We start from the raw sequence: 22,448 nt of genomic DNA on the forward strand, positions 1-22,448 counted from the left end.
CAAATCCGTTCTAAGAGCGTGTTTGAAAAGTAGGGTGAAGAATGGAAAATGGTGAAAAGAATAAAATTTTCACCATAATTAATGATAATTCGAGAATTTTACAGCACGGACATCACAGATAGCCAGTGGCAATTGGTAGAACCCCATTTACCCAAAGCAAAAACTGGGGGAAGAAAACGGAAAACTAGTCTGCGGGAGATACTCAATGCTATTTTTTACATGCTCAGAACGGGGTGTGCCTGGCGACTTCTGCCCCATGATTTTCCTAAATGGCGAACGGTCTATGGTTATTTCCAGCAATGGCACGAAGATGGTACCTGGAAAAAATTAAACCGTATCTTCCGTGAGAAAGTTCGGCTCAAAGCTGGAAGAAATACTCACCCTAGTGCCGGTTGTTTAGATTCACAGTCACTTAAAAAGGCTGGAACTGGCCAAGAAACTGGCTATGACGGCGGAAAAAAGGTCAATGGTCGTAAACGCACAATCCTCGTGGATACCATGGGATTACTTCTCGATGTTGTGGTTCACAGCGCTCATCGCTCTGACCATCAGGGTCTGATTCTACTTGCTACCTGGTTTGCTCCCCTTTGGCAGTGCCTGCAAGTTATATGGACTGACAGCACCTTTGGCGGAAAGGATTTTATTTTCTGGGTGGAGCATACTTTTGGTTGGACCTTGAATGTGGTCAGCAAAAAGCAGGGACAAAAAGGCTTTGAAGTCCTACCCCGCCGTTGGGTAGTCGAGCGCACTTTTGCTTGGTTTGGTCGTTATCGTCGTTTAAGCAAGGATTATGAATATTTACCTACCACCAGTGAGACCATGCTCTATGGTGCCATGGTTCATCTCATCCTTCAAAGGCTTGCTTAAAACTTTTCAAACACTTTCTAAGAGCCTGTTTGCAAAGTCTTATTTTGCCCCCTAAATCCCTCAATACTGGGGGACTTTGACTGTGTTTCCCCCCAAATTTGGGGGGTCAGGGGGGCTTTTCAAATCCGTTCCAACAGATATTGCCAAATGCGGTGGGCCATGGCCAGCTTTGAACAAGGGGCGATCGCCGTTTGGGAACCGTGGCGGTCAATAATTACCGCTTGATTACTGTCGGTGCCAAAGCCTGATTGGGGCTGATCAATGGGATTGGCAACAATTACATCTAGATTTTTCCTCTGCAACTTTTCTTTGGCTGGGGTAACAATATCTCCCGCTTGGGCAGCAAAACCTACTAGCAATTGATGGGGCCGTTTTTGTTTGCTCACCTGGGCAATTAAATCCGGTACCGGAGCCAACGGCAAACTGTCGGGTAAATCCTGTTTAGCTATTTTGCCTGTCCATGTTTGAGCCGGTTTAACATCGGCCACAGCGGCGGCCATCACAATCCAATCCGCCAAGGGAGCTTGTTGGGCCAAGGCTTGCTCCATTTGCTCGGCGTTGACCACCGCCATACTGATTACTCCCATGGGTATGGGCAAATCCCCTATGGGGCCATGGATGAGAGTCACCCTTGCCCCCCGATCGCCGGCCGACTGGGCCAGAGCTAAACCCATTTTTCCGGTGGACGGATTACCAATAAACCGCACTGCATCGAGATATTCCTGGGTGCCCCCAGCGGTGATAAGAATCCTTTTACCCCGTAAATCTTCCTGACCTCCGGTGAACAGCAGTGCTTGCAGTCGATGCATAATTTGCGCCGGTTCCGCCAAACGCCCCACTCCCCGCCGGTCACAGGCCAACAGTCCCCCATTGGGGGCTAACAGATGATAACGGCGATCGCCCAGCAATTGTTGTAAATTCCTTTGCACCGCTTCCTGCTCCCACATATCCGTATTCATGGCGGGGGCTAAAAGGATCGGACAACTGGAGGCTAACACCGTATTGCTGAGTAGATCATCGGCAAAACCATGGCCTAGTTTCGCCAAAGTGTGGGCCGTGAGGGGAGCAATCAGGAAAATATCCGCCCATTCCCCCAGGTCAATATGGAGGGGACGGTGATGTATGGGCTGCCAAAAATCTGCGTCGCCGTAAGCGGGATGGCGAGCCAGGGTGGTAAAGGTCAAGGGAGTAACAAATTTTTCGGCTTCGGCAGTGAGGATTACCCGCACCTCCGCCCCTTGCTGGAATAGTTGGGACACCACCTCACAGATTTTATAGGCCGCAATGCCGCCACCCACCCCGATTAGGATGCGTTTCCCCTTTACCATGGGCGATTAAATTTAAGCTTCGTCATAGGTCTCATTATCCAGCAGGTAAAGATAGGGTTCCGCCAAGTCTTCCCGCTGAAAGGCGATCGCCCGTAGGAGATGCCAATCCCTCAGCCCTTCAAAAGCATCGGTGTAATCATCGTTTTCCAGCCGTTGGGCCAATTGGGCCACATCCTCGGCAGTGAGTGCAGCTACATCTTGTTTGCTCAGGTTTTGGACGGACATGGACAATACTCCTGAAGTTGACAACCGTCGGCAACTCACATTTTATAGTCTCTGCGTTGGTTGCAACCAAGAGAATAGAGCAAACCGGGGCTAAACTGGGCCAACCTAAGCCAGCAAAGAAGTGGAAGAAGAGGCTTCCTGCCCTTGGAGCGATCGCCAAAATTGTTGTAGTTGAAATGCGGTTATCTCTGGATGCTCAAACTGAAAAAAGTATTTTCCTTCAGGACATAACCAAAGGCGATCGCCAGGCTTTTTCCAGCGTTGCCAACCATTAAATAAACTGGTGTCAATGATGCCATCTGTTTCTCCCACCGCCACCAAGAGGGGCACAGCAATGTGGTTGGGCAAAATAATTAATTGCTTATACAAACTATGGGGAGAAATGGAAGTTAATAGATCATTTTCCAAAATATTAACAATGGTTTGGGTTTGACGTAGGGAACGACAATTAAATAGATGGTGGGCCATTTGACCAAGGAGCAAATGACGGCTGTAACGCATGGCATCAAATTGGCTGTAATAATGGGCTTGCCAGTCGAGGGCAGGATATACACCAACGGAGAGTAGGGAGAGGGAACGGACTTTTTCGGGACATTGTCGGGCGTACAATAAAGCTAACAATCCACTGGTGCTATGACCAATTAAATGGACAGGTTGGTGAAAATTTTCCAGGTATTCTCCGATTAAATCTAATCCCACTGTTAGACAATTGGGTTCGTCAGCAGTTTGATGATAATCCCATTGCAAAATAGCCTGACTTTTGCCTAATTGTCGTAGTAGAGGACGATCAAAACGCCGCAGAGCAGGACTAAAATTAAGCCAAATGATAGGTGTTTCCGGGGGCATATTCTGGTTTGTCATGGTAGGAGTCCGGCTGGGGGGAGATTCTTAGACAAAAAATTAAATGAAGTGAGGAGTAGCAAGTAAATTATTCGAGTCAGCATTATTTGCAGGTTGATCAAAACCGGGCAGAGCTAGAAACAACCCTGACAAAAGATCAGATTTTCAAGATAAGTTCAAGCAACATTAATTATTGCCAGTGTCAATGAACTATTGGGATCTTGGTAGTGATCAGCCGGCAAAAGCTTAGGTTACCTAGGATTGCAAAATTGGTTTAATTTCACTTACCCATGTCTTTACTCTTAATTCTGTTAACTCTGGCTGATTATCTTCGTCCAAAGCTAAACCAACAAATTTCCCATTTTTCACCGCTTTTGATTCGTCAAAATCATAGCCAGCGGTGGGCCAAAACCCCACTGTTTTACCGCCTAATCCACTGATTTTTTCTTCTAAAATGCCCATGGCGTCTTGAAAATTATCTGCATAACCAACCTGATCGCCAGCACCAAAATAGGCTACTTTTTTGCCATTAAAATCAATTTCGTCTAATTGGTCATAAAAGCCTTCCCAATCACTCTGGAGTTCCCCCACATTCCAGGTGGGACAACCGATAATCAGGCAACTATATTGCCTAAAATCATCAACATCAGCCTGGGATATATCCATCATATCGACCACACTATCGCCGCCCATTTCTTTTTGAATCAGTTCAGCAATGGTTTCAGTGTTGCCGGTTTGAGTACCGTAAAAAAGTCCAATTTTTGTCATGATTACTGGAAAGTTACTAAGCTTAATTTGTTTTCGTGGAAATAATTTTGGGAAACCCTTAACCGTTAAGTAGGGCTTGGTTTAGTAGTTCCGAAGTGTTGAAGGAAAGGGGACTGATGCCATCGTTGGCGATCGCCTGCATCTGGCGACACTGACAGCAATACCAAACTAAATTTCCTTGGTGTAAATGCCGCAAAAGACAATGGCAACAGCACAAACAAGTGTGAGGATGATCCATAATTTTTTAGGCAATGGGAGAGTGAAAATTCATTAACTTAGGCAAGGTAATAAAAAGAAAAGAGGTTTACCGTTACTTAGCAATGGAGTCTTAATTTCAGGCTGGCAGAGCTAGGCAAAGTAAACCCCGATGCTTGCTTAAGAGAGGAAAAGCTGATGGCTAATGACTAGGTTTGCAAGGAATCAAACGCTTGTTCGACCCGTTTGAAGTCAAAACCCAAAGCCCGCAGTGCGTGCCAGAGGTGGCCTTGGAGGAAGAAAAAGGCCAGGAAGAAGTGAGCGTTGGCTAACCAAGCCCGGCTGGTGTGGGCATGCATGGGCAGTTCCACCGTATCGGCAAAATAGGGAAAAATGCCCAATTTAATTGCCAAAGGCGGGCCGTAAAATTCTGGCGGATAGGCCAGGGTGTTGACTGCACAGAAATAGGCCGCCACAAATCCAGCTAGGGCAATGCCCCCCAGGGAATAGGACAAAATGGCTTCCCCGGAAAAGAGCAGAACTTTTTTAGCCCAACCCAGAGGGGGCACCAGAATGTGCCAAATGCCTCCACCGATGAGCAGAAAACCGACAAAAATATGTCCCCCCACCAGATCTTCTAGGCTACTGATGCTGGCAAAATGGGTTTGATAACCATAAATAACCAAAGGATCTAATGTTGGCTGACTGACTAGGCGCACCGTTTGGGTGGTGGCGTCGTACAATCCCCCCCAATACATGGCTTTGCCTGCCAACAGTAGAGCTCCGGCCCCCAGGAACAGGAGATGATGACCCAAAATTATCCCTAGTTGCTGGGGGTTTTCCCACGTGAAATGGAATTTTTTGCCCTGGCCCTTAAGGGTACTGAGGTCAGCGGGGGCCCGCAGGGTATGAAACAAAGCCCCAGCCCCCAGTACCGCTGAAGCAATCAGGTGAATACTACCAATGACAAAGTAGGGATAGGTATCCACAATTTGTCCGCCATCGCCCACACCCCAACCGAGGGTAGCCAAATGGGGCAGTAGAATTAATCCCTGGTCTCCCATGGCCTGGGTGGGATCAAATCGGGAAATTTCAAACAGGGTAAAGGCTCCGGCCCAAAATGCTGTTAAAGCCGCCTGGGCCACATGGGCCGCAATAAAAAGCCCAGACTGATCAGCGAAACGGGCATTGCCGGCCCACCATTCGTACTGAACGGTGTCGTTGCCATAGGTTTGCACAGAATTGCCTCCTTAATTGAGACGACAAATAATAAATTATGGCAATAAGTGCCGAGAAACCTAGGTGGGATGCCGCCATGGAGGCAAAGAATAAAGCGTTCTCTGTCCACCCGAGACCTATTCTGGCTTAACCACAACGGCGATCGCCAATCTTTCCCTAGGACTAAGCTCAAACCACTGATGGAGCAGTTGAGAATCTTTAGCACTTACTCCCGAATTATTATAGGGGCATAAATGAGAATTTATAGCAACTAAAATTATTAAGAAATGTTAAGCAGGGTTGAACCCATGGCCAGGTGAGGATTTGCCTCCAGGGATGCTAGAGGGGAATTTTGTTGATGAGGTTGATTGCAGTAGCGGTGTAAAAGATCTTATTTAGAATTGGTGTATATATGCTGATTTTTGGCGATCGCCCAAGGGTAACGTAACTTCCGACGGGGATGTGGCAAGCTGTTATGGGTGGGAGCGTGGCCTCCGGAAGCCCTCGTCAGTAAAAAAGTGAACAACTCATGGCTTTAATCCAATGGTATCCCGGGCACATTGCCAAAGCGGAAAGACAACTCCGGGAGCAGTTAAACAAAGTTGACGTGGTGCTGGAAGTAATTGATGCCCGCATTCCACTAGCGTCCCAGCATCCCGATGTGCCCCTCTGGGTGGGAGAAAAGCCCAAATTAATCATTCTCAACCGGGTGGACATGATCACGCCGGAGTTGCAAGAGCAGTGGTTAACGTGGTTCCGCCAGCAAAATCAAACGGTGTATTACGCCAATGCCAAGCAGGGCACCGGGGTTAAGGCCATTAGTAAAGCGGCCCAGCAAGCTGGTAAGGCGGTTAATGAAAGAAGGCAACGACGGGGTATGCAACCACGGCCAGTGCGAGCAGTGGTGATGGGCTTCCCTAACGTAGGTAAATCTGCATTAATTAACCGACTTTTAGGGCGTAAGGTGGTAGAGAGTGCCCGACGGGCGGGGGTGACCAGACAGTTACGGTGGATTCGCATTTCCGACAGTTTGGAATTGCTTGATTCCCCTGGGGTCATTCCCCTCAAGCTGGAAAATCAGGCCAATGCCCTCAAGCTGGCCATTTGTGAAGATATTGGTGAGGCGGCCTACGAAAATCAGGCGGTGGCGATCGCCATGGTGGATCTGTTGCTAGATTTATCCCTGGGGGAGGCGTTGACGCAACGTTACCAAGTGCCGCCGGAAGCTATGAATGGGGATTTATATTTAATCGCCCTAGCTGATGCCCGTCATAACGGCGATCGGGAAAGGGCCGCAGTACAATTGCTGAACGATTTCCGCAAAGGACTACTGGGCCCCCTGCCATTGGAATTGCCCCCAGAGGTTTAGACCAGAATCGGCCTAGGGATAGGATTAATGTTTTCCTCGGATAACCTTCACTACTTTAAACGTTGAAGCGGAAGAGCAGCACATCCCCCTCCTGTACCACATATTCTTTGCCTTCACTGCGGACTAATCCCTTTTCCTTGGCTCCCTGCATACTGCCACAGCTAATTAAATCTTCATAGGCCACGGTTTCCGCTCGGATAAAACCCCGTTCAAAATCGGTGTGAATTACCCCGGCCGCTTGGGGAGCTTTCATGCCGCTGATGATGGTCCAGGCTCGGGTTTCCTGGGGGCCCGTGGTCAGGTAAGTGCGTAGCCCCAGTAATTCATAGGTAGCTCGAATAAGGGATTTCAATCCCCCTTCCGTCACGCCTAAGCTAGCCAAAAAGTCCTGCCGCTCCTCCTCCGGTAATTCAACCAGTTCCGATTCCACCTGGGCCGAAATCACCACCACTTTGGCTTCATCCTTAGCGGCGATCGCCTTGACCTGTTCCACCCAATCATTGCCCCCGGCCAAATCATCCTCTGTGACATTGGTGGCATAGATAATCGGTTTAAGGGTCAGTAAACCCAGGGACTTGATTAATTCCTGTTCTTCGGCTGTTAATCCTACCCGTCGGGCTGGAATACCCTCATTGAGGGCGGCGACCAATCTTTCCAAAATGGCCACTTCTTCCAACAAATCCTTATTGCCCCGGGCTTGCTTGCGACTGCGTTCTAAACGTTTTTCCACCTGGGCTAAATCCGCCAGCACCAACTCCAAATCAATTACTTCCACATCCCGCACCGGGTCGACAGAACCTGACACATGGATAATGTCATCGTCATCAAAACAGCGCACCACATGGACAATGGCATCCACTTCCCGGATATTGGCCAAGAATTGGTTTCCCAGGCCTTCCCCTTTGCTGGCCCCTGCCACCAAACCGGCAATATCGACAAATTCCATCCGGGTGGGCACTACCTTGACCGATTGGGAAATCTCCGCCAATTTCCCTAGGCGATCGTCCGGCACAGACACCACCCCCACATTGGGTTCAATGGTGCAGAAGGGAAAGTTGGCCGCTTCAGCCTTGGCATTGGCCACCAGGGCGTTAAAGAGGGTAGATTTTCCCACATTGGGCAGACCAACAATTCCAGCTCTAAGCATAATGTCTAACTATTTTGAGGATGATTAGGGGGGCAAAACAGTCTCCCATCGTACCAAAATCAGGTGGGCACCACATCACACTGGCTTTATCCTGCGGTTTTCAAACTCTTCAAATTTTATTGCTTTTTTTGTAATCTCCATGGCGCCTTTGGTGCCACTGCCAGGCATGGTCAATGATGGTATGTAAGTCAGGGTACTGGGGATTCCAGCCAAGGATTTCCCGCGCTTTAGCACTACTACCGACCAGGATGGGGGCATCACCGGGACGGCGGGGACATAGCTGATAGGGAATATCTAATCCCGTCACCGCTTTGGCAACTTCAATTACTTGACGCACGGAAAAGCCGTTGCCATTACCGAGGTTAAAGATATTGCTTTCCCCTCCTTCTAGCAGGTATTGCAAGCCTAATACATGGGCGATCGCCAGGTCACAGACATGGATGTAATCCCGTAAGGCGGTGCCGTCGAGGGTGTCATAATCAGTACCAAAAACGGAAAGTTGGGGACGTTGTTTCAAAGCTGTCAACAGGGCCAGGGGAATTAGATGGGTTTCGGGGTTATGGTCTTCTCCTAAGCGTCCTTGGGGGTCTGCGCCGGAAGCATTAAAGTAGCGAAAAATAACTGATTTGAAGCCGTAAGCTTGGTCAAAGTCAGCCAAAATTTGTTCCACCATGCGTTTGCTGGCGGCATAGGGACTGAGGGGATCAATGGGATGGCTTTCCGTCATGGGAATTTCCTTCGGCATGCCATAGACCGCACAGGTGGAGGAAAAGACAAATTTCTTAATGCCCGCCGCTAGCATGGCTTCCAGGAGGGTGAGAGTACCCACTACGTTGTTTTGGTAATAAATGTCCGGCTTTTGCACCGATTCTCCCACGGCGATGAAGGCGGCAAAATGCATGACAGCAGCAATATTCCTAGTGGCAAAAAGTTGGTCTAGTTTTTGGCGATCGCCAGTATGGCCGACTACCAATTCCACCCCCAGGGGTTGCACTAGTTCCTTGTGACCGTAGCTGAGGTTATCGTAGATAAGGACGTCAAAGCCCGCCTGTTGTAGGGCAAGCACCCCATGGGAGCCGATGTAACCCGCCCCTCCGGTGACCAAAATTGTTTGTTGCGTGGCCATTGTCGACTATTAACCCAAGCTGTTGCCTCGCCTAGAGCATACCATTCTTAACCTTGCTTGACCTTAGCTTTTTATGCCATCTACTTTTTCCCAACCATCCCCCTCTAATGCCCTTGTTAATGACCGCCGGGACGTATTTCCCCTTTCTCCCCTGATTAAAATCACCCTGGTCAATCTCTACCTAGCTCTGACAGTTCCCCTGCCCATTTTGGCCCAACTCACCCAAGGAAATGCATTACTTACCCTATTGTTAACCGTTGGACTGATGGGAGGCTTAGTTGCTTTAGTAGCTGCCTTGGCGGAACAGGTGGTGCTGAATGGAGAGGGAATTGCGGTGCGTTATCCCCGCTGGGTACCCAAATTTTTTCGGTCCGGTTGGCAATTATCTTGGGCAGATGTCACCGCATTGAAATGTCGCACCACAGGCCAGGGGGGCTTGGTTTACTATTTCCTCACAGAGTCGAAAGATAGGGCCTATCTGCTACCCATGCGGGTGGCGGGCTTTAATCGGCTAACTCAACTGGTGAGCGACCATACGGGCATTGACACCCAGGATGTGCGCCCCCTTTCCCAACCCTGGATGTATTTATTACTACTCCTATTTACCTTCTTACTTTGGGGCAGTCAGTTGGCGATCGTCCTATTGCTTTGGAGTAGCCCTCCCCTGGCATAATCTGAACAATTCCGGTTAAAATATAAACAAATGTAAAGAATATTCTCAGAAAACTTTATTTAACATTTGACTAAGACTAGTTTCACTACCATGATCAATCCCCAACCAGACGAAAAAGAACTGCTCAAAACTATCTTAGAGCCCCTGTTGGGAGATTTTGAGCACTGGTTTAGCCGCTCCTGCCAGCTACTAGAAAGCCAGCGTTTAGTCTTTTTCACCCCAGAGCAACAACAAGAGTTACTGGACCGGGTACGACAGGCACGGGATGAAGTAAAGTGTACTAAATTAATGTTCCAAGCCACCGGGGAACAGGTGGGGGTTGAGTTTAGTGTCCTGGTCCCCTGGCACAATTTGGTGACGGAATGTTGGCAGGTAGCCCAGCGCCATCGCCAGATGCAGGCTGCCCGCTAGAAAGGAAAGAGAGAGGAAAGCAATAAAAACGAATGACAGTGGGTAACAACATACAATCAACTGTGAGGAGTAGGGGTTGTTGATTTTCGATAATTGTTGACAGTCATCGTCAATGATTAAGATGCTCTCTGGCCGGTCAAGCAAGGTGGTCAGATCGTTTAATTTTGTCGAAGGTTTCCGTTAGAGCCTTGCTTGATGCCTAAACCTAGAGTTGTGCTAGGGGAGGAGTGAATTTTTCATCAAATCCCGGATCAGGTTATCCCGCACCATGATTTGTTGCATGGTTTCTAGTAAATAGTTAACGGTCTGCTCCCGGTCTAGTTCTTGATATTCCTGTTGCAAACACTGCAGTTGAAATTTCTGCTCTAAGGATAGGTTAAAGGCTTCGTTGTTGATCATGGCGATCGCACTCCTGAAAAAATGGGGCGGTCAAAAATTGTAACTAATGGCTAAGACAGCAAGCTAATTTTTTTGCCTGCCTGTGCTTAACCTAGGGGCTCCAGGGGAGCCTGGCGCATTAAGTCCCGGATGACGTTGGATTTAATCATCAACAGTCGAGAGGCTTGGACCAAAAGTTCCAGGGCTTGCTCCTGGCTGATGTTGGCGGTGGCATCCTGCATGCGACGGAACTCAAACATTTGTTCAATGGTGAGATCGAAGGATTCAGGTTTCATAGCTGTTGCCCTCCAAGGCGACTACCTTTCAATTGTAAACAATCAATTGTAAATAAATGTAACAAAAAGTTGACCCAATTAACAGTATCTGCTTATACAAGCTTGCCCAAAACGGGGGGCAAACCTAGCAACCCAGGGAAAAAATAGGTTTTAAGTCCGCTGAATTTAGTCAACATCGGGGACACCCTGCACATGTGGTTTGTTTTAGCAAGGGCTTTTAGAAAAAAATGCTCAATCTGAACATCTCCCATGACATTTCGCTTGGCGATCGCCGAGGAGGAGGAGGCTAAACTGTTCGTCTTTTTGGCTTTCACCACGTAGATAACAGTACGAGTTATTGGGTCATTGAATTATTAACAATATAACTATTTGCTGATTTTTATACTTGCAAATTTTAGATCTAATTGTATTAGTCTTCTATAGTAGAAATATAAGGAAATCAAATTTTCAAATTTTCATCTTGAAAAACATAAAATTTATTCATTATTTGTTAATCGTTGCCCCATCAATTTGTCGTTAAAATGGTTAATAGGGCTAGAAGAGCGAAGTATTTGTATTTGCCGAAAATTTCAGGAGCAAAACAATGCGAATCAACCATAAGCCTCTATTAATTGCCACTGCCTTACTAACTCTCGTGCCCAATGTTGTTTGGTCTTCTCCCTTTGATGAAGATCAGGAGATTTGTCCCCAGTGGGAATGCGATCAGGCGGGAAATTGCCGCAAACTTGATCTTACCTGCGGTTCTTCCCCAGATTCTTCTGGTGCTCAGGGCTATCAATTATATTTTGATGGGGAATTAGTGTCTGGCCCCGACGCCCAGGGTTATACATCCCAACAAGCGAAAGAAAATTGTACTTGGAATATGCAAACTAAACCGCAAATGCATATCCGCTGTCTCTACAATGGCCAGGTCTTCGGTGATCGCCCTCCTAGTAACTCTCCTGGGTATGAACTATATTTTGATGGGGAATTAGTGTCTGGCGCCGACGCCCAAGGTTATACGTTCCAACAAGCGGAAGAAAATTGCATTTGGAATATGCAAACCAAACCGCAAATTCACATTCGCTGTCTTTACAATGGCCAGGTCTTTAGGGAGCGGTGACCAACGACCAAATAATTTAATTTTTCCAATTATTTTGATAGTTATTTGGGGAACATGGACGAATAAAATTCGGATAAAAAGTTAAATTTTTCTAATTCTATAGTCGGGGTTTTCACCTATGACTACTCCCGTTTTTTGTACTAATTGTGGCAACCGCCTTAGCCCCCAGGTTCGTTTCTGTGAATCCTGTGGATGTCCCGTTGCCTTGACGTCGGAGCCACCTTCCTTTTCTGGACCACCATTGTCCCCATTGCCTCCTCCCCCTCCCACCTTTAATGTCGATGAAGTTCCATCCCATAAAAGAGGGGTAACTCCTTGGATTCCTTTTTTCCTGTTATTTAGTTCTGTCGTTGTATTAGGGGGACTTTGGTGGTTGGGAGCGTTCAATCTGCCCCAATGGAATCAATGGCTAGTAAAAATTTTGCCCACCAATACCAGTTCCCCCGTTGTTACTTCCCCTACTCCGACGGTGGCTCCCGTTGATGCCAATGCCGTAAGTTTAGAAGATTTTGTTGGCGTCTGGATGGTCATGGAAGGGGCGCCGGGGGAAGGCGGGGAAGCTATTTTTACCATGAGCTTGGAAGGAAATGTCATTGTTGTTGAGGCTGAAGGCGATCGCGTGGAATTCCCTACACTCAATGGCCGAAAACTAGAGGGCAGTGTAGTTGAAGACGGTGTAACTATCCCGATAACAGTGGAACTAAATCAGAATAAAGACCAGATTATTGTTACTGTTCTTCCCCCCAACAGTGAACTACAAGTGGGAGTGGGGCAGAGGGTAAAAGGAATTGATGATTTGGATAGTCCATCTAACTCAAGGGATAATTCCCTTAACATAGATGAAAATGTTTTAACGGAACGGCAAGCCTTAGAGCTTTTGATTGCTTGGCCGGAGATTGCGGATTGGATGCAGAGAGTTCAACAGGAAGCCCCACAGAATCAGACTCTTCTAGAAATTGTGGAAACCACCCCGCAACAATACCTAATTCGGGCTTATGAATCTGTTAATAACCCTGGAGAACCGGGTCATACAGCTACGTTTGGTTGGTATAACGTCGATCGCCAAACCGGGGAGGTGACTCAAAGTATTCCCTAGGGGAAGCTTAGGGTTAGGAGCCGAAAGTAAGGAGAGAGAGCATGCCCAAAAATATGTCACCAATCTGTCCCGTTTGCGGACAAGAAAATGATGCCGCAAATCGCTATTGTTCCTTTTGCGGTACTCGGTTTAATTCATCCTTGCCATCGATGGATCTTTTTCAGGCTCAAACAGTGCAAGCCCCAGCCCCAGAGCAAATGGTCTTCTCTGGCAATGGGCAAGATTTACCCAGTTTGACCAATCATCCTTTTTGGGGCGCAATTCCTGTGCTTGGATTGCTGACGGTTCTGCCCCTGGGACTTTTTATCTTCGGCATGGCCATTGATGCCAACGATTGGCCCTATGCGGCCCTACTGGTTTTTCTGCTATTTTTATTCACATTGCTAATTTTTCTTGGACAGCTTTGGGGCAATGTATCCCAGGCGAGGGAATTTATCCTTAGTGAGCGGCCATTGATCCTTTGGCGTTATAGCCCCGATGAATGGCAACAGCTTCGACAGGCTCAATTCAGTGAATCCGCCGAGGATATGCAAGAAATGGCCGGCTGTGCAGTCCCCTTTTTTGCTGGGGTGGGAACTTTGCTCGGTACTGTCCTTGGTTCTGTGGAAGGCTTTGTGGGGGCCGTGCCAGGGGCGGCGATCGGTGCCATGGCCGGATACATTTTTGGCAAAATATTGGTTCCCATAGCCACTGGTTTGAACCAATCTACCAACCGGGAATTGTATCGAACCGATTTGCCTGTTTGGGTGGTGCTAGCTCCAGGGGAAATTTATTATAACCGTCAATATTTTCGAGCTGATACCATTGGCGATCGCCTTGAAGGGATTACCCTAGATGAAGGTGCTCTGACCTGGTTGCGTATCGAAACCTTCGCCCCCCGGGGTAGCATCACAGCTAGTTTTGACGGCAACATTTTAGTCCCCCATCGTATGTTAGCAACCGTTAAAGCAGTTTTACCGCAATTGCAGCAATTCATCTCCGGGGAAGATTAGGATTTGACCCCCAAAACAAAGCCACAATTGCCACAGAACTTCGCTCCGGCGGTAGGAGTATGGCCACATTGGGGACAGATTTGGGGTTTTGGCGGTTCCATTACCGCAACGGACGTACCGCAATGGGTACAGAATTTATCTCCTTCCTGTAAAGATTGATGACAAGCTTGGCAATAGTTGGGGGTTGAGGCTCCAGGCAAAGGCTCGAGAGATGAAGATGTAGTCTGTGTTCCTAATGATTGAGAATAAGAATCTATTTGTGGTTTTCCTACAGGAGTAAAAATCTCATCTAAAAGCTCATAGGCTTTATCAAGGCTAATACTGACTACAGAGACTAAACCATTGGGAGAAGGATCAATATCAAAAAACCATAATGAGTTTTCGGCACGAATTAACAAAGCCCCTTGCCTACCAAGTAGATTTGTTTCATTATACCCAAGAAGATCGATGGCCAGTATACAAAGACGTCGATGTAAAGATGAAATGAGAAATAGCCCACTTTCTGTCCAAGCTATTTTGTCGCCATCACTTTCAATTAATTGACGTTGAGTCAATCTTTTGATTGTATTTAAAAAAGTGCTTTGGTCAATTGTTTGTAGTTCTTGAGGAAGGAAATGAATAATTGACCAAAATAAATAGCGCTGATCTTCATACTCTGTTACGTTGTCATAAGCCTGCAGTAAATCCTCAATTGAAATTGACAAGGGAACTGGTTGATGCAGGATCAATGAAGCGTACTGAATACGACTATATATATCAACTAAAGCAACCAATACAGAAAACTCAGTGAGAGTACACTGAAACGAAACATCCGTCTCCCATATGGGTGATCCAGGCTCAATATAAGCGAAGAGTGAGTTAACGAGAACATCACGCCCCTCAACGGGTTGAATTTTGTAATCTTGGCCGTCATTGACTGGGGCAATAAATAACCAAGGGGCATCATCCTCAATTTTTCCTGTCAATGCCCAAGTCCGCAGTTGACTTATCTGATGGTAATAAATGCGAATATCAGCTAATAACAATGGATTGGCAAGAAAAGAAATCCAGTTGATGATTTCTTGATCTAATGGGGATGAAGAATTGATCCACTGATCAACACTTGTGTCGTCTTGATTTATATTTTCTTCAGTCTCTACAAATACCTTGCCAAGGATACTTAAAGGTAGACGAAAATGTGATATTAAAAGATTTATAGATTTTCTTGGTATAAGTAATGATTCTTTTTTTTTAATAAAATCAATCATAATTTATAGCTCCCAATAAATAGGTTAAATCCGTAAAAACAACAAAGAGCTCAAGTCAATCGCCCAGCTTGAAGATCAACAAGTATTCTATTTTTCATTGCTGCAATTTGTTCTGGTTTTAAGATTTTATCTCCTGCCGAATAAATAACAATATCTTGCGCAACAATATCATTTGGAGATTTATTTTTAGGGTAGGTGAACAAAGTTTCTTTTTTGCCAATTTTGTCCCAAGCTCCTGCCTCATTAAAGTTAATTTCAGCATGGTTACCATTGGGTCGGTACTTACAAACATTTATTTGCTCTTTACGACTAAGCTCCTCCATTGAAGTCATAGCAACATCATCATGACCACCTTGACCTTCAACTGGTCTGCCTTCTAACTGTGGTTTAACTTTGTTCTTGATTGCATTGTATTCAGCCTCAGTTATTTTGTTTGCTTTTTTTAAATTGCTAGCAATCTCTAAACGTTGCTCAGGACTCAAATTTTCTGTTTCATTGAGAATTTTATTGACTACATTCTGCCGAATTTGATATTTCGGAATAGTTGAGTTAGTTTGCTGGGGCGTAGTTGCTGTTTTAGTAGGGGTTTGCTGAGGGGGAGGCGTTGATTTAGCTGGAGTTTGCTGGGGCGTGGTTGCTGTTTTAGTAGGGGTTTGCTGAGGGGGAGGCGTTGATTTAGCTGGAGTTCGCTGGGGCGTAGTTGCTGTTTTAGTAGGGGTTTGCTTGGGCGTGATTATTGATTTAGCCGGAGTTCGCTGGGGCGTGATTGTTGGTTTAGTGGGAGCTTGTTGAGGAGGATGAGCCAGCTTACCAGAAATAATTGGTTTTATAGCTCTTATGGTTCGATTCAAAATTTCCCCCATATACAATGATGTGGCGGCGGTTTCCATTGCTCTACGACTTCCTTCTATGATGCTGTCTCCTCCTTGAGCCACATATTCTTTGGAGCTAATAATTGCCTGAGTTGGAATCAAAATAGCTTCTGAAGCTCCACCTGTTAAGTAAGCAGCGCCAATTCTACCGGCCAGTCTTAACCAAGAAAATTGTCCGTCTTCTCCCCTAACAGTGGCAAGCTGTTTTGTTGTTTCCATCGCCGCATCAACTGTAGAGTCAAACCAAATATCAGGTTGTGGTATTTGATTGGCAGTGAGTATTCGACCAGAAATTTTATCTGAATAAAGTTTTCCCAAAGCCTGTAATTTTTGCCTATCAATTGGATCACCAGAGGCAATTTGCTCTCCTAATCGAGATAGTTGTGCCATAACGTCTCCTGGTTGTCCAGGATTCATCAAATCTCCTAATCCCATTTTTCCTTCGAATATATCCTTTTCCATCTGGCTGATTCTATTGAGTAGGTGTTGTCGTTCTTCATAGTCAGCTTTAATCGCCTGCAATGCTTGACTTTGAGCATCTTGGCCCGTTGTTTCTAGGTATTCGTTGCGGCGACGCCAATCTTCAGTTTGCTGATGGGTGCTCAGATTATTTTGATGCCAAGCATTGATTTCATTTGGGTCAATTAATCCTCCGGTGAGGATGTTGATGTAGCCTCCCTTTTCGGGATCATAGACAAGGGTGGTGTGCCGTCCATCGGGATAGGTATATTCAATGTCTTGGGGAAACGTTGTTGCACCAGGAGTGGTGGAAATAACACCAGAGCTTGCCATGGAAGCTGAGGGAATTTGTAAACCCCCTAAAATCCATCCGAGCCAAATTGCCAAACCAGCTAAACCACTATTTAAAATAGCTTGGTCAGTTCCTCCACATTGAATCCAAGTTTGCAGGCTCTGACCACATTCAGCCCAACCGCCGTCATCGGCCCAGACCGGTTCCATTTGCCCTAATGTCAAACTCCCCGCAGTGAAGATAATAAATAGGGAGAGAGCAGAAGTTGTTGACCGCTTTCCGCTAAAGAATTGCCACAACGTAACGGCGATCGCCGCGATGAAGAATAGTCGCAGTAGGGAGGGAGCCAGCCAGAGAAGGAGAGCCGCTAGGCCAAAACCCACAGCCATACCAGAGAGAAGTTGTTGGCACTGGTCAGAGGTCAGAGGGTGGAGAGATTTACCCTTGCGGATCAGTTTTTGGGCATCTTGCCAACTAAGTTTGAGCACTAAGCGGAGAAAGTGAGTGGATTCCTGGAGTGCCACTAGGGTAAATAACAGAATCTGGAGACTGACCAGAAGATTGCCAAACAACAAAGCAAATACCAACGCCCCGGAAAAGCCCAACCATAGAATAGGAGCTTTGAACTGGCTACTCTGTTGGCAAAAACTGACGACTGTAGCAGGGAAAGACGTGATCGCTTTAAGATATTGCCCCAGGGTACCGTGTATTAATTGGGACAATAGTATTCCCGTGAAAATCCAGAATAAACTACCTGCAATCACCTCACCGCCTAATACTAAAACGGAATCGAACCAGGGATTGGTACCAGTGAGATTAAACCCGTCATTGACGACAACGAGTAGAAAAAGATGAAGCAGCCAAACAATAACAATGAGAAAAATTCCTAAAACTATTTGCTTGGGAATTCCTTTGAGTACCGAACCGGCGAGCCAGCCGAGGAGTTGTCCCAAGTTTTGGGGTTCTTTCATTTGTTGGGTTAATGCTGTTCCTGGCGGTGAATCGGTTGCTTCTTTAGGTGGATTCTTGCGTTCCCAAGCTTGGCCATTCCAACAGAGCCACATACCACCGGGATGTTCAATGTGCCACCAGTTCCCCTGGGCATCCTGCACCCGAAGACGGTCTAACCAAGCAGTAAATTCTGTTGCTGAAATATGACGCTCATGCAACTGCTGACACCAATCATAATACATTTGCTCGGCTTCGACAAAGTCCATGGTTACTTGTCTCCTAATTTCAGCAGTTGTTCAGCAGGAATATAGTTAACGCCGTCCTTGGTACCAATCCAAAAGTTGCCCGCCTGATCTTCCAGCATGACTTTTACCTCTTGGTTGGCTAACCCATCTGCTTCCGTCAGGGTTAACCAGTTTTCTCCTGCTAAACGAGCTAGGCCGTCATTTTCTGAGCCGAGCCAAAGCACCCCTTGGCGGTCTTGGTAAATGGAGCGTACTTTGGCCCCGGCCAATCCGTTTGCCGCTGTTAAGGTTTTTCGGACTACCCAGCCAGAGTTATTGGCTTCCAGTTGGGCCGCTCCGCCTCGGTCAAAGAAACCAGTTCCGACCCAAACCTTATTGCTGTCCTTGATCCAGAGGCTCGTAATATTATTATGGGGCAGTCCATTGCTGGTAGAGAATTTTTGACAGGTTTTCTTAAGACAATAATTGAGGCCACCCCGGGGAGCCACAGAGGAACCGAACCACATCCCCCCCTGAGAGTCTTGGGCAATGAGATTAATCATTAAATCTGGTAAACCATCAGCCATTCCTAACCAACGCCATCCCGCTTTTTCTTTCACCGCCGCCCCCTGCCAAGTGCCAATCCACAACTGCCCCTGGCGATCGAGATAGAGGGTATTGATGGGTTCACGGAAGCGGGAATCATCCGATTGATAAGCTTGGCAACGTTGACCGTCGTAATAGCTCAGTCCTTTGTTATGGGCAATCCAGAGCCAGTTTTGTCGATCAAGAACTAAAGCCTGGACAAAATTAACCGGGGGATCGCAGGTGATGGTTTTAACAATTTCTCGCTTTTGGATATCAATACCCACCACGCCATCTTTTCCCCCAGACCAAAGTATTTGATTCTGTAAAACCAGAGCTGACACTTCGTGGGGGGGACGAATTATTTGCCAACCAGGGCGTCTTTTGGATTGGAAATTGCGCCGCATTAAACCCAATAACTCCACAGAGAGGATCACAAAAATGCCCAATAGCAACAGAAAACGCCATGGTTTCATTTTCACAAAGCCTCCTGGGCTCAGGGATTGGAATGGGGGACTAATTGACCGTCCCGGAGAAGCTGAATATCCGAGGTTAGAAATTGGGCTTCAGCTAAATCATGGGTGACGTAGAGGGTACAAGCCTGGGTGAAGTCTAAGTAATCCTGAAGATAGGTTAGTAGCTCTTCTTTTAAACCTTGATCAAGGTTGGAAAGGGGTTCATCCAACAGTAAAAAAGGCGGCCGGGGAGCTAGGGTACGGGCAAAGGCTACCCGTTTAGCTTCTCCTCCCGATAGTTGGTGGGGATAGCGATCTATCAGGGGGGCAATAGCTAATCGTGCTAACAATGGCTCAATGCGTTCTTGTTGCTCTGTTTTGCTAAGGTGGGCGAGGCCAAAAGCGATGTTTTGCTGGACAGTGAGATGGGGCCAGAGAGCCGGAGATTGAAAAACAAAACCAATACCCCTTTGGTGGGGCGGTAGATAATGCTGGGGACAACTAACCTGGCGATCGCCAAGGTAAATTTCTCCTCCATCCAGGCGATCGAGACCAGCAATCAGTCGCAGGAGGGTGGTTTTACCGCTACCGGAACGGCCAAGAATGGCAGTTTTTCCCCCTGGAGGAATAGTTAGACATAGTTGCCGTAACACCGCCACGGAACCATAGGTTTTGCTCACCTGTTCAACTCTGATCATACTTTTTCCCCCGGCTCAGCAAAGATGAACCCATCAGCAGAACGATGGATAGGAATCCCCCGACAATGGCCGCTCCCCCCACCATGAACAAACAAAGAAGGGCCACTTCCCCGGAAGCACCGTAGTGTAGATAGTTATAAATCCGCAGGGTCAAGGTGGAATAGCCGGGAGGAATAACAATCAATGTTGCTCCCAACTCCCCCGCACTGAAGGCAAAGACGACCCCAGCAGCAGCCAACAGACCAGGAAGTAAAAGGGGAAAACGCAGATAAAGCCAAATACGCCAACGGGGCCCGGGCACTAAAAAAGTACTGTCCCAGAGGCCAGGGTCTAATTGTCGTTGTTGGGCAAAAAGTATCAGGGCGGCCATGGGGGTAAAGCGGGCTAGGTGGGCAAGGATAGGCATGGCCAGGCCGCCGTAAAAAGGATTACCCCAAGGGGCATACCCCAGGGCAATTAAGCCTACCCCCACCAGGGGCGCAGGTAAAACTAGGGCACCAATGAGTAGTGTCCACACAAACCATTGCCAAGGACTTTCCCTTTGTAATGAGACATTGATGACCAGGGCCAAAGGCAGGGAAAGAATGGCTGTTGAACTGGCTAATCCGAGGGTGACCCCCGCTTCTGGTAAGGCTGACTCCAGGATGCTGAGGGGATATCCTCCCTCTTGGAAATTGATCAACGCCAAACTGCCGACGGGGACAATGATCTGGAACAGGCCTAAACCCATGGCGATCGCCTGGAAGGCCAGTAACCACCGGGGCCATTGCCAGGGAATTTGCCAAGCTGGGCATTGGATGCGTTTTTGTAGAGTTTGTTGTAGGGGAGTTTGGAGAGAAATAATTCCTAGGGCAGATATTAGGAGCAGGGGAATGGCAAGGAAAAAAGCCCGTATTGGTTCGTTGCTGGCGCTGTATTCAGCAAAAATTTCCAGGGCGTAGGAACTGACGCCAAACAGGGAGGGGATGCTGTAGTCAGTGAGGCTCAATAAAAATAGCAATGCACCACTGGCCCAAAAACTAGGCATGGCTAAGGGCAGCACCACTTTCTGCAAAACCTGTTCATCCTGGGCTAGTAACCGAGCGGCTTCTATGGTGTCTAAGGGGACAGCTAGAAAACCAATCAGGGTCAGACCCACCGCCAGAGGTAACCAAGCCATTAATTCAATGCCAGCACCCCCCCACCAAGGGGGCAGAATATCCCCATTAATACCCACCAGGGTTAGAGTTTTTCCCAATACTGTCCCTAACTTAGACCAGGCCAAGGCATGGATATAGGGCGGTATGAATAATAAGGGCAATAGACACCAGCGCCAACGTCTGACGGCCTGGTATTGCCAACCTAAACAAGCAATCATAGCCCCCACTACGGTGCCGGCGATCGCCACGACTGCGGCCAATTTAACGCTTTGCCAAAGCAGATGTCCCCGTCGCCCCCAGGGTAATGCTAGCGCCAACCAATCCAGGTGACCTGCCATTATGCCCATGAAAGCCCCAATGACCAGGGCCAACAGTGGGCTAAAAATAACCAGGGCCGAAACCACCAACCCCAATTTTTCCCAGTACCCCCCAAAGCTAGTTGGCGATCGCATCAGCGCACAAAAATAGTTTGTAAATCACGCTTAGAAGTCTCCAACTGTTCAAATACCTGGGTAGGATTGACTGCCATCGGTTTGACCACGAAATTTTCCAGGCAGGTGGAAACTGGAGAACTGGAATGGAGGGGTAACTGACTCCCCCCAAGTTGAATTAATTCAGCTTCCGTACTGGGAGCGATTAAAAAATCCACCAGAGCTTGGCCCGCTTCCGGGTGGGGAGCGTTGGCAATTAATGCCACAGAGCCAGTCAACACAAAGGCTCCCATTTGTCCTGGCCCTTGATCGGGGAAAATTATCTCCACTGGTTCTCCCTTGGCCACTGCGCTACAAGCATCATCGGTATCCGTCAGCCCGATCGCCAATTGACCGTTAACAACCAAATCCCTAACCACCGAATTACCGTCCACCACCCCCACTCCCTTTTCCTGGAGAGAACGATAAAATTGCTCGGCCTGGGCATTTCCCCAATGGGCATAGAGAGCCGCGGCATGGGTTGCGGAGGTACCAAAAATGGGATAAGCAATGCCCACAGGTTGGCCTCCAGTGGCCAGGGACACCAGATCGGTTAATGATTGGGGATATTGATTTTCCGCTAGCTTTTCGGTGTTAGCCAGTAAAATCCTCGCTCGTCCCCCAACTCCGTACCAATAACCTTGGGGATCTCGATATTGGGCTGGCAACTGTTCACCACTGGCGGAGGTATAGGGCACAAGTACATTTTGTTGTTTAAGCATTAGGGTTTGCACAAACTCCCCACTCCAAAAGACATCCGCCTGGGGACGATTTTTTTCCAGTAACAGACGATTGGCCAGCCCTGTGGTTTTAGTTGCTTCCACGTCATAAACCGGCAATACCTTGATGCCAGTTGCCTGAGAAAACTTTTCTAAAATTGGTTCCGCATAAATGCGATCAACGGAGACGTAGACCACTACTTCCCGAGGAGATGTTCGATCACAGCCATTAACGGCGATCGCCAGTAAAGAAATTAGAGTGAGTAGCCATTGTTTCCTCGTTGATAAAAGCATAATCAAAACAAT

The 22,448-nt window shown here is 47.4% G+C and carries 23 protein-coding genes; 7 read left to right on the forward strand and 16 right to left on the reverse strand.

What is annotated here, in order from left to right:
- The first annotated feature begins 81 nt into the window (after window positions 1-81).
- Window positions 82-867: an IS5 family transposase gene (locus tag C7I86_RS07100; RefSeq protein WP_010872570.1), complete on the forward strand. Its 786-nt coding sequence runs from the start codon at window positions 82-84 to the stop codon at window positions 865-867.
- 119 nt (window positions 868-986) lie between these two features.
- On the opposite strand, the gene coaBC is transcribed toward C7I86_RS07100, so the two are convergent.
- From coaBC to C7I86_RS07125, 6 genes are all read right to left on the reverse strand, one after another.
- A complete protein-coding gene (gene coaBC, locus C7I86_RS07105; protein WP_010872571.1) occupies window positions 987-2,195 on the reverse strand; it encodes a bifunctional phosphopantothenoylcysteine decarboxylase/phosphopantothenate--cysteine ligase CoaBC in 1,209 nt (402 codons plus the stop codon).
- A gap of 12 nt (window positions 2,196-2,207) precedes the next feature.
- Window positions 2,208-2,459 (reverse strand): DUF2555 domain-containing protein, encoded by a 252-nt coding sequence (locus C7I86_RS07110; protein WP_010872572.1) that lies wholly within the window; start codon window positions 2,457-2,459, stop codon window positions 2,208-2,210.
- Between the two features lie 66 nt (window positions 2,460-2,525).
- Window positions 2,526-3,281 (reverse strand): alpha/beta hydrolase, encoded by a 756-nt coding sequence (locus C7I86_RS07115; RefSeq protein ID WP_010872573.1) that lies wholly within the window; start codon window positions 3,279-3,281, stop codon window positions 2,526-2,528.
- A 234-nt stretch (window positions 3,282-3,515) separates the two neighbouring features.
- A complete protein-coding gene (gene fldA, locus C7I86_RS07120) occupies window positions 3,516-4,028 on the reverse strand; it encodes a flavodoxin FldA (protein WP_010872574.1) in 513 nt (170 codons plus the stop codon).
- 58 nt (window positions 4,029-4,086) lie between these two features.
- On the reverse strand, window positions 4,087-4,266 hold the full coding sequence (locus tag C7I86_RS18735; protein WP_143705308.1) for a hypothetical protein: 180 nt from the start codon (window positions 4,264-4,266) through the stop codon (window positions 4,087-4,089).
- A 166-nt stretch (window positions 4,267-4,432) separates the two neighbouring features.
- Complete coding sequence (locus C7I86_RS07125; RefSeq protein WP_010872575.1) at window positions 4,433-5,461, reverse strand: chlorophyll a/b binding light-harvesting protein; 1,029 nt, start codon at window positions 5,459-5,461, stop codon at window positions 4,433-4,435.
- A gap of 509 nt (window positions 5,462-5,970) precedes the next feature.
- Between C7I86_RS07125 and ylqF the strand changes: the two genes are divergently transcribed.
- Window positions 5,971-6,810, forward strand: a complete 840-nt coding sequence (ylqF, locus tag C7I86_RS07130; RefSeq protein ID WP_010872576.1) for a ribosome biogenesis GTPase YlqF — start codon at window positions 5,971-5,973, stop codon at window positions 6,808-6,810.
- 55 nt (window positions 6,811-6,865) lie between these two features.
- Here ylqF and ychF read toward each other — a convergent pair whose 3' ends face one another.
- Together ychF and galE are read right to left on the reverse strand one after the other, a co-directional pair.
- On the reverse strand, window positions 6,866-7,957 hold the full coding sequence (ychF, locus tag C7I86_RS07135; protein WP_010872577.1) for a redox-regulated ATPase YchF: 1,092 nt from the start codon (window positions 7,955-7,957) through the stop codon (window positions 6,866-6,868).
- Window positions 7,958-8,066: 109 nt separating this feature from the next.
- Complete coding sequence (galE, locus tag C7I86_RS07140; protein ID WP_010872578.1) at window positions 8,067-9,083, reverse strand: UDP-glucose 4-epimerase GalE; 1,017 nt, start codon at window positions 9,081-9,083, stop codon at window positions 8,067-8,069.
- 73 nt (window positions 9,084-9,156) lie between these two features.
- Here galE and C7I86_RS07145 point away from each other — a divergent pair, with 73 nt between their 5' ends.
- Together C7I86_RS07145 and C7I86_RS07150 are read left to right on the forward strand one after the other, a co-directional pair.
- Entirely contained in the window at window positions 9,157-9,756 is a 600-nt protein-coding gene (locus C7I86_RS07145; RefSeq protein ID WP_010872579.1) for a hypothetical protein, read from the forward strand.
- A gap of 90 nt (window positions 9,757-9,846) precedes the next feature.
- Window positions 9,847-10,167 carry a DUF2605 domain-containing protein gene (locus C7I86_RS07150; protein ID WP_010872580.1) on the forward strand — a complete coding sequence of 107 codons (321 nt, stop codon included), beginning with the start codon at window positions 9,847-9,849 and terminating at the stop codon, window positions 10,165-10,167.
- Window positions 10,168-10,383: 216 nt separating this feature from the next.
- Here the strand turns inward: C7I86_RS07150 and C7I86_RS07155 are convergent, their stop codons facing one another.
- Window positions 10,384-10,566: an NblA/ycf18 family protein gene (locus tag C7I86_RS07155; RefSeq protein ID WP_010872581.1), complete on the reverse strand. Its 183-nt coding sequence runs from the start codon at window positions 10,564-10,566 to the stop codon at window positions 10,384-10,386.
- A gap of 86 nt (window positions 10,567-10,652) precedes the next feature.
- The gene (locus C7I86_RS07160; RefSeq protein WP_010872582.1) at window positions 10,653-10,841 is read right to left on the reverse strand and encodes an NblA/ycf18 family protein; all 189 of its coding nucleotides are present in this window, start codon (window positions 10,839-10,841) and stop codon (window positions 10,653-10,655) included.
- A gap of 583 nt (window positions 10,842-11,424) precedes the next feature.
- Here C7I86_RS07160 and C7I86_RS07165 point away from each other — a divergent pair.
- The 3 genes from C7I86_RS07165 (at window position 11,425) to C7I86_RS07175 (ending at window position 14,031) form a co-directional block, all read left to right on the forward strand.
- Window positions 11,425-11,943, forward strand: coding sequence for a hypothetical protein (locus C7I86_RS07165; RefSeq protein ID WP_010872583.1), 519 nt, complete (start codon window positions 11,425-11,427; stop codon window positions 11,941-11,943).
- A gap of 118 nt (window positions 11,944-12,061) precedes the next feature.
- Window positions 12,062-13,039 (forward strand): zinc ribbon domain-containing protein, encoded by a 978-nt coding sequence (locus C7I86_RS07170; RefSeq protein WP_010872584.1) that lies wholly within the window; start codon window positions 12,062-12,064, stop codon window positions 13,037-13,039.
- Window positions 13,040-13,080: 41 nt separating this feature from the next.
- A complete protein-coding gene (locus tag C7I86_RS07175) occupies window positions 13,081-14,031 on the forward strand; it encodes a DUF6861 domain-containing protein (RefSeq protein WP_010872585.1) in 951 nt (316 codons plus the stop codon).
- On the opposite strand, the gene C7I86_RS07180 is transcribed toward C7I86_RS07175, so the two are convergent.
- From C7I86_RS07180 to C7I86_RS07205, 6 genes are all read right to left on the reverse strand, one after another.
- Window positions 14,028-15,278, reverse strand: coding sequence for a zinc ribbon domain-containing protein (locus tag C7I86_RS07180; RefSeq protein ID WP_010872586.1), 1,251 nt, complete (start codon window positions 15,276-15,278; stop codon window positions 14,028-14,030). The two genes, C7I86_RS07175 and C7I86_RS07180, sit on opposite strands and share 4 nt — an antisense overlap.
- Before the next feature lie 50 nt (window positions 15,279-15,328).
- Window positions 15,329-17,389: a hypothetical protein gene (locus C7I86_RS07185; RefSeq protein ID WP_234376073.1), complete on the reverse strand. Its 2,061-nt coding sequence runs from the start codon at window positions 17,387-17,389 to the stop codon at window positions 15,329-15,331.
- A gap of 731 nt (window positions 17,390-18,120) precedes the next feature.
- Window positions 18,121-19,137, reverse strand: coding sequence for a two-component regulator propeller domain-containing protein (locus C7I86_RS07190; RefSeq protein WP_020861735.1), 1,017 nt, complete (start codon window positions 19,135-19,137; stop codon window positions 18,121-18,123).
- Between the two features lie 20 nt (window positions 19,138-19,157).
- Entirely contained in the window at window positions 19,158-19,814 is a 657-nt protein-coding gene (locus C7I86_RS07195; RefSeq protein WP_010872589.1) for an ABC transporter ATP-binding protein, read from the reverse strand.
- Window positions 19,801-21,405 carry an iron ABC transporter permease gene (locus C7I86_RS07200; RefSeq protein WP_010872590.1) on the reverse strand — a complete coding sequence of 535 codons (1,605 nt, stop codon included), beginning with the start codon at window positions 21,403-21,405 and terminating at the stop codon, window positions 19,801-19,803. Before C7I86_RS07200 ends, C7I86_RS07195 begins: the two co-directional genes overlap by 14 nt.
- Window positions 21,405-22,436 (reverse strand): extracellular solute-binding protein, encoded by a 1,032-nt coding sequence (locus tag C7I86_RS07205; protein ID WP_010872591.1) that lies wholly within the window; start codon window positions 22,434-22,436, stop codon window positions 21,405-21,407. The genes C7I86_RS07200 and C7I86_RS07205 overlap by 1 nt, the downstream gene beginning before the upstream one ends.
- Between the last annotated feature and the right edge of the window lie 12 nt (window positions 22,437-22,448).

The organism is Synechocystis sp. IPPAS B-1465, from assembly GCF_003015225.1.
Classification (GTDB): Bacteria; Cyanobacteriota; Cyanobacteriia; order Cyanobacteriales; family Microcystaceae; genus Synechocystis.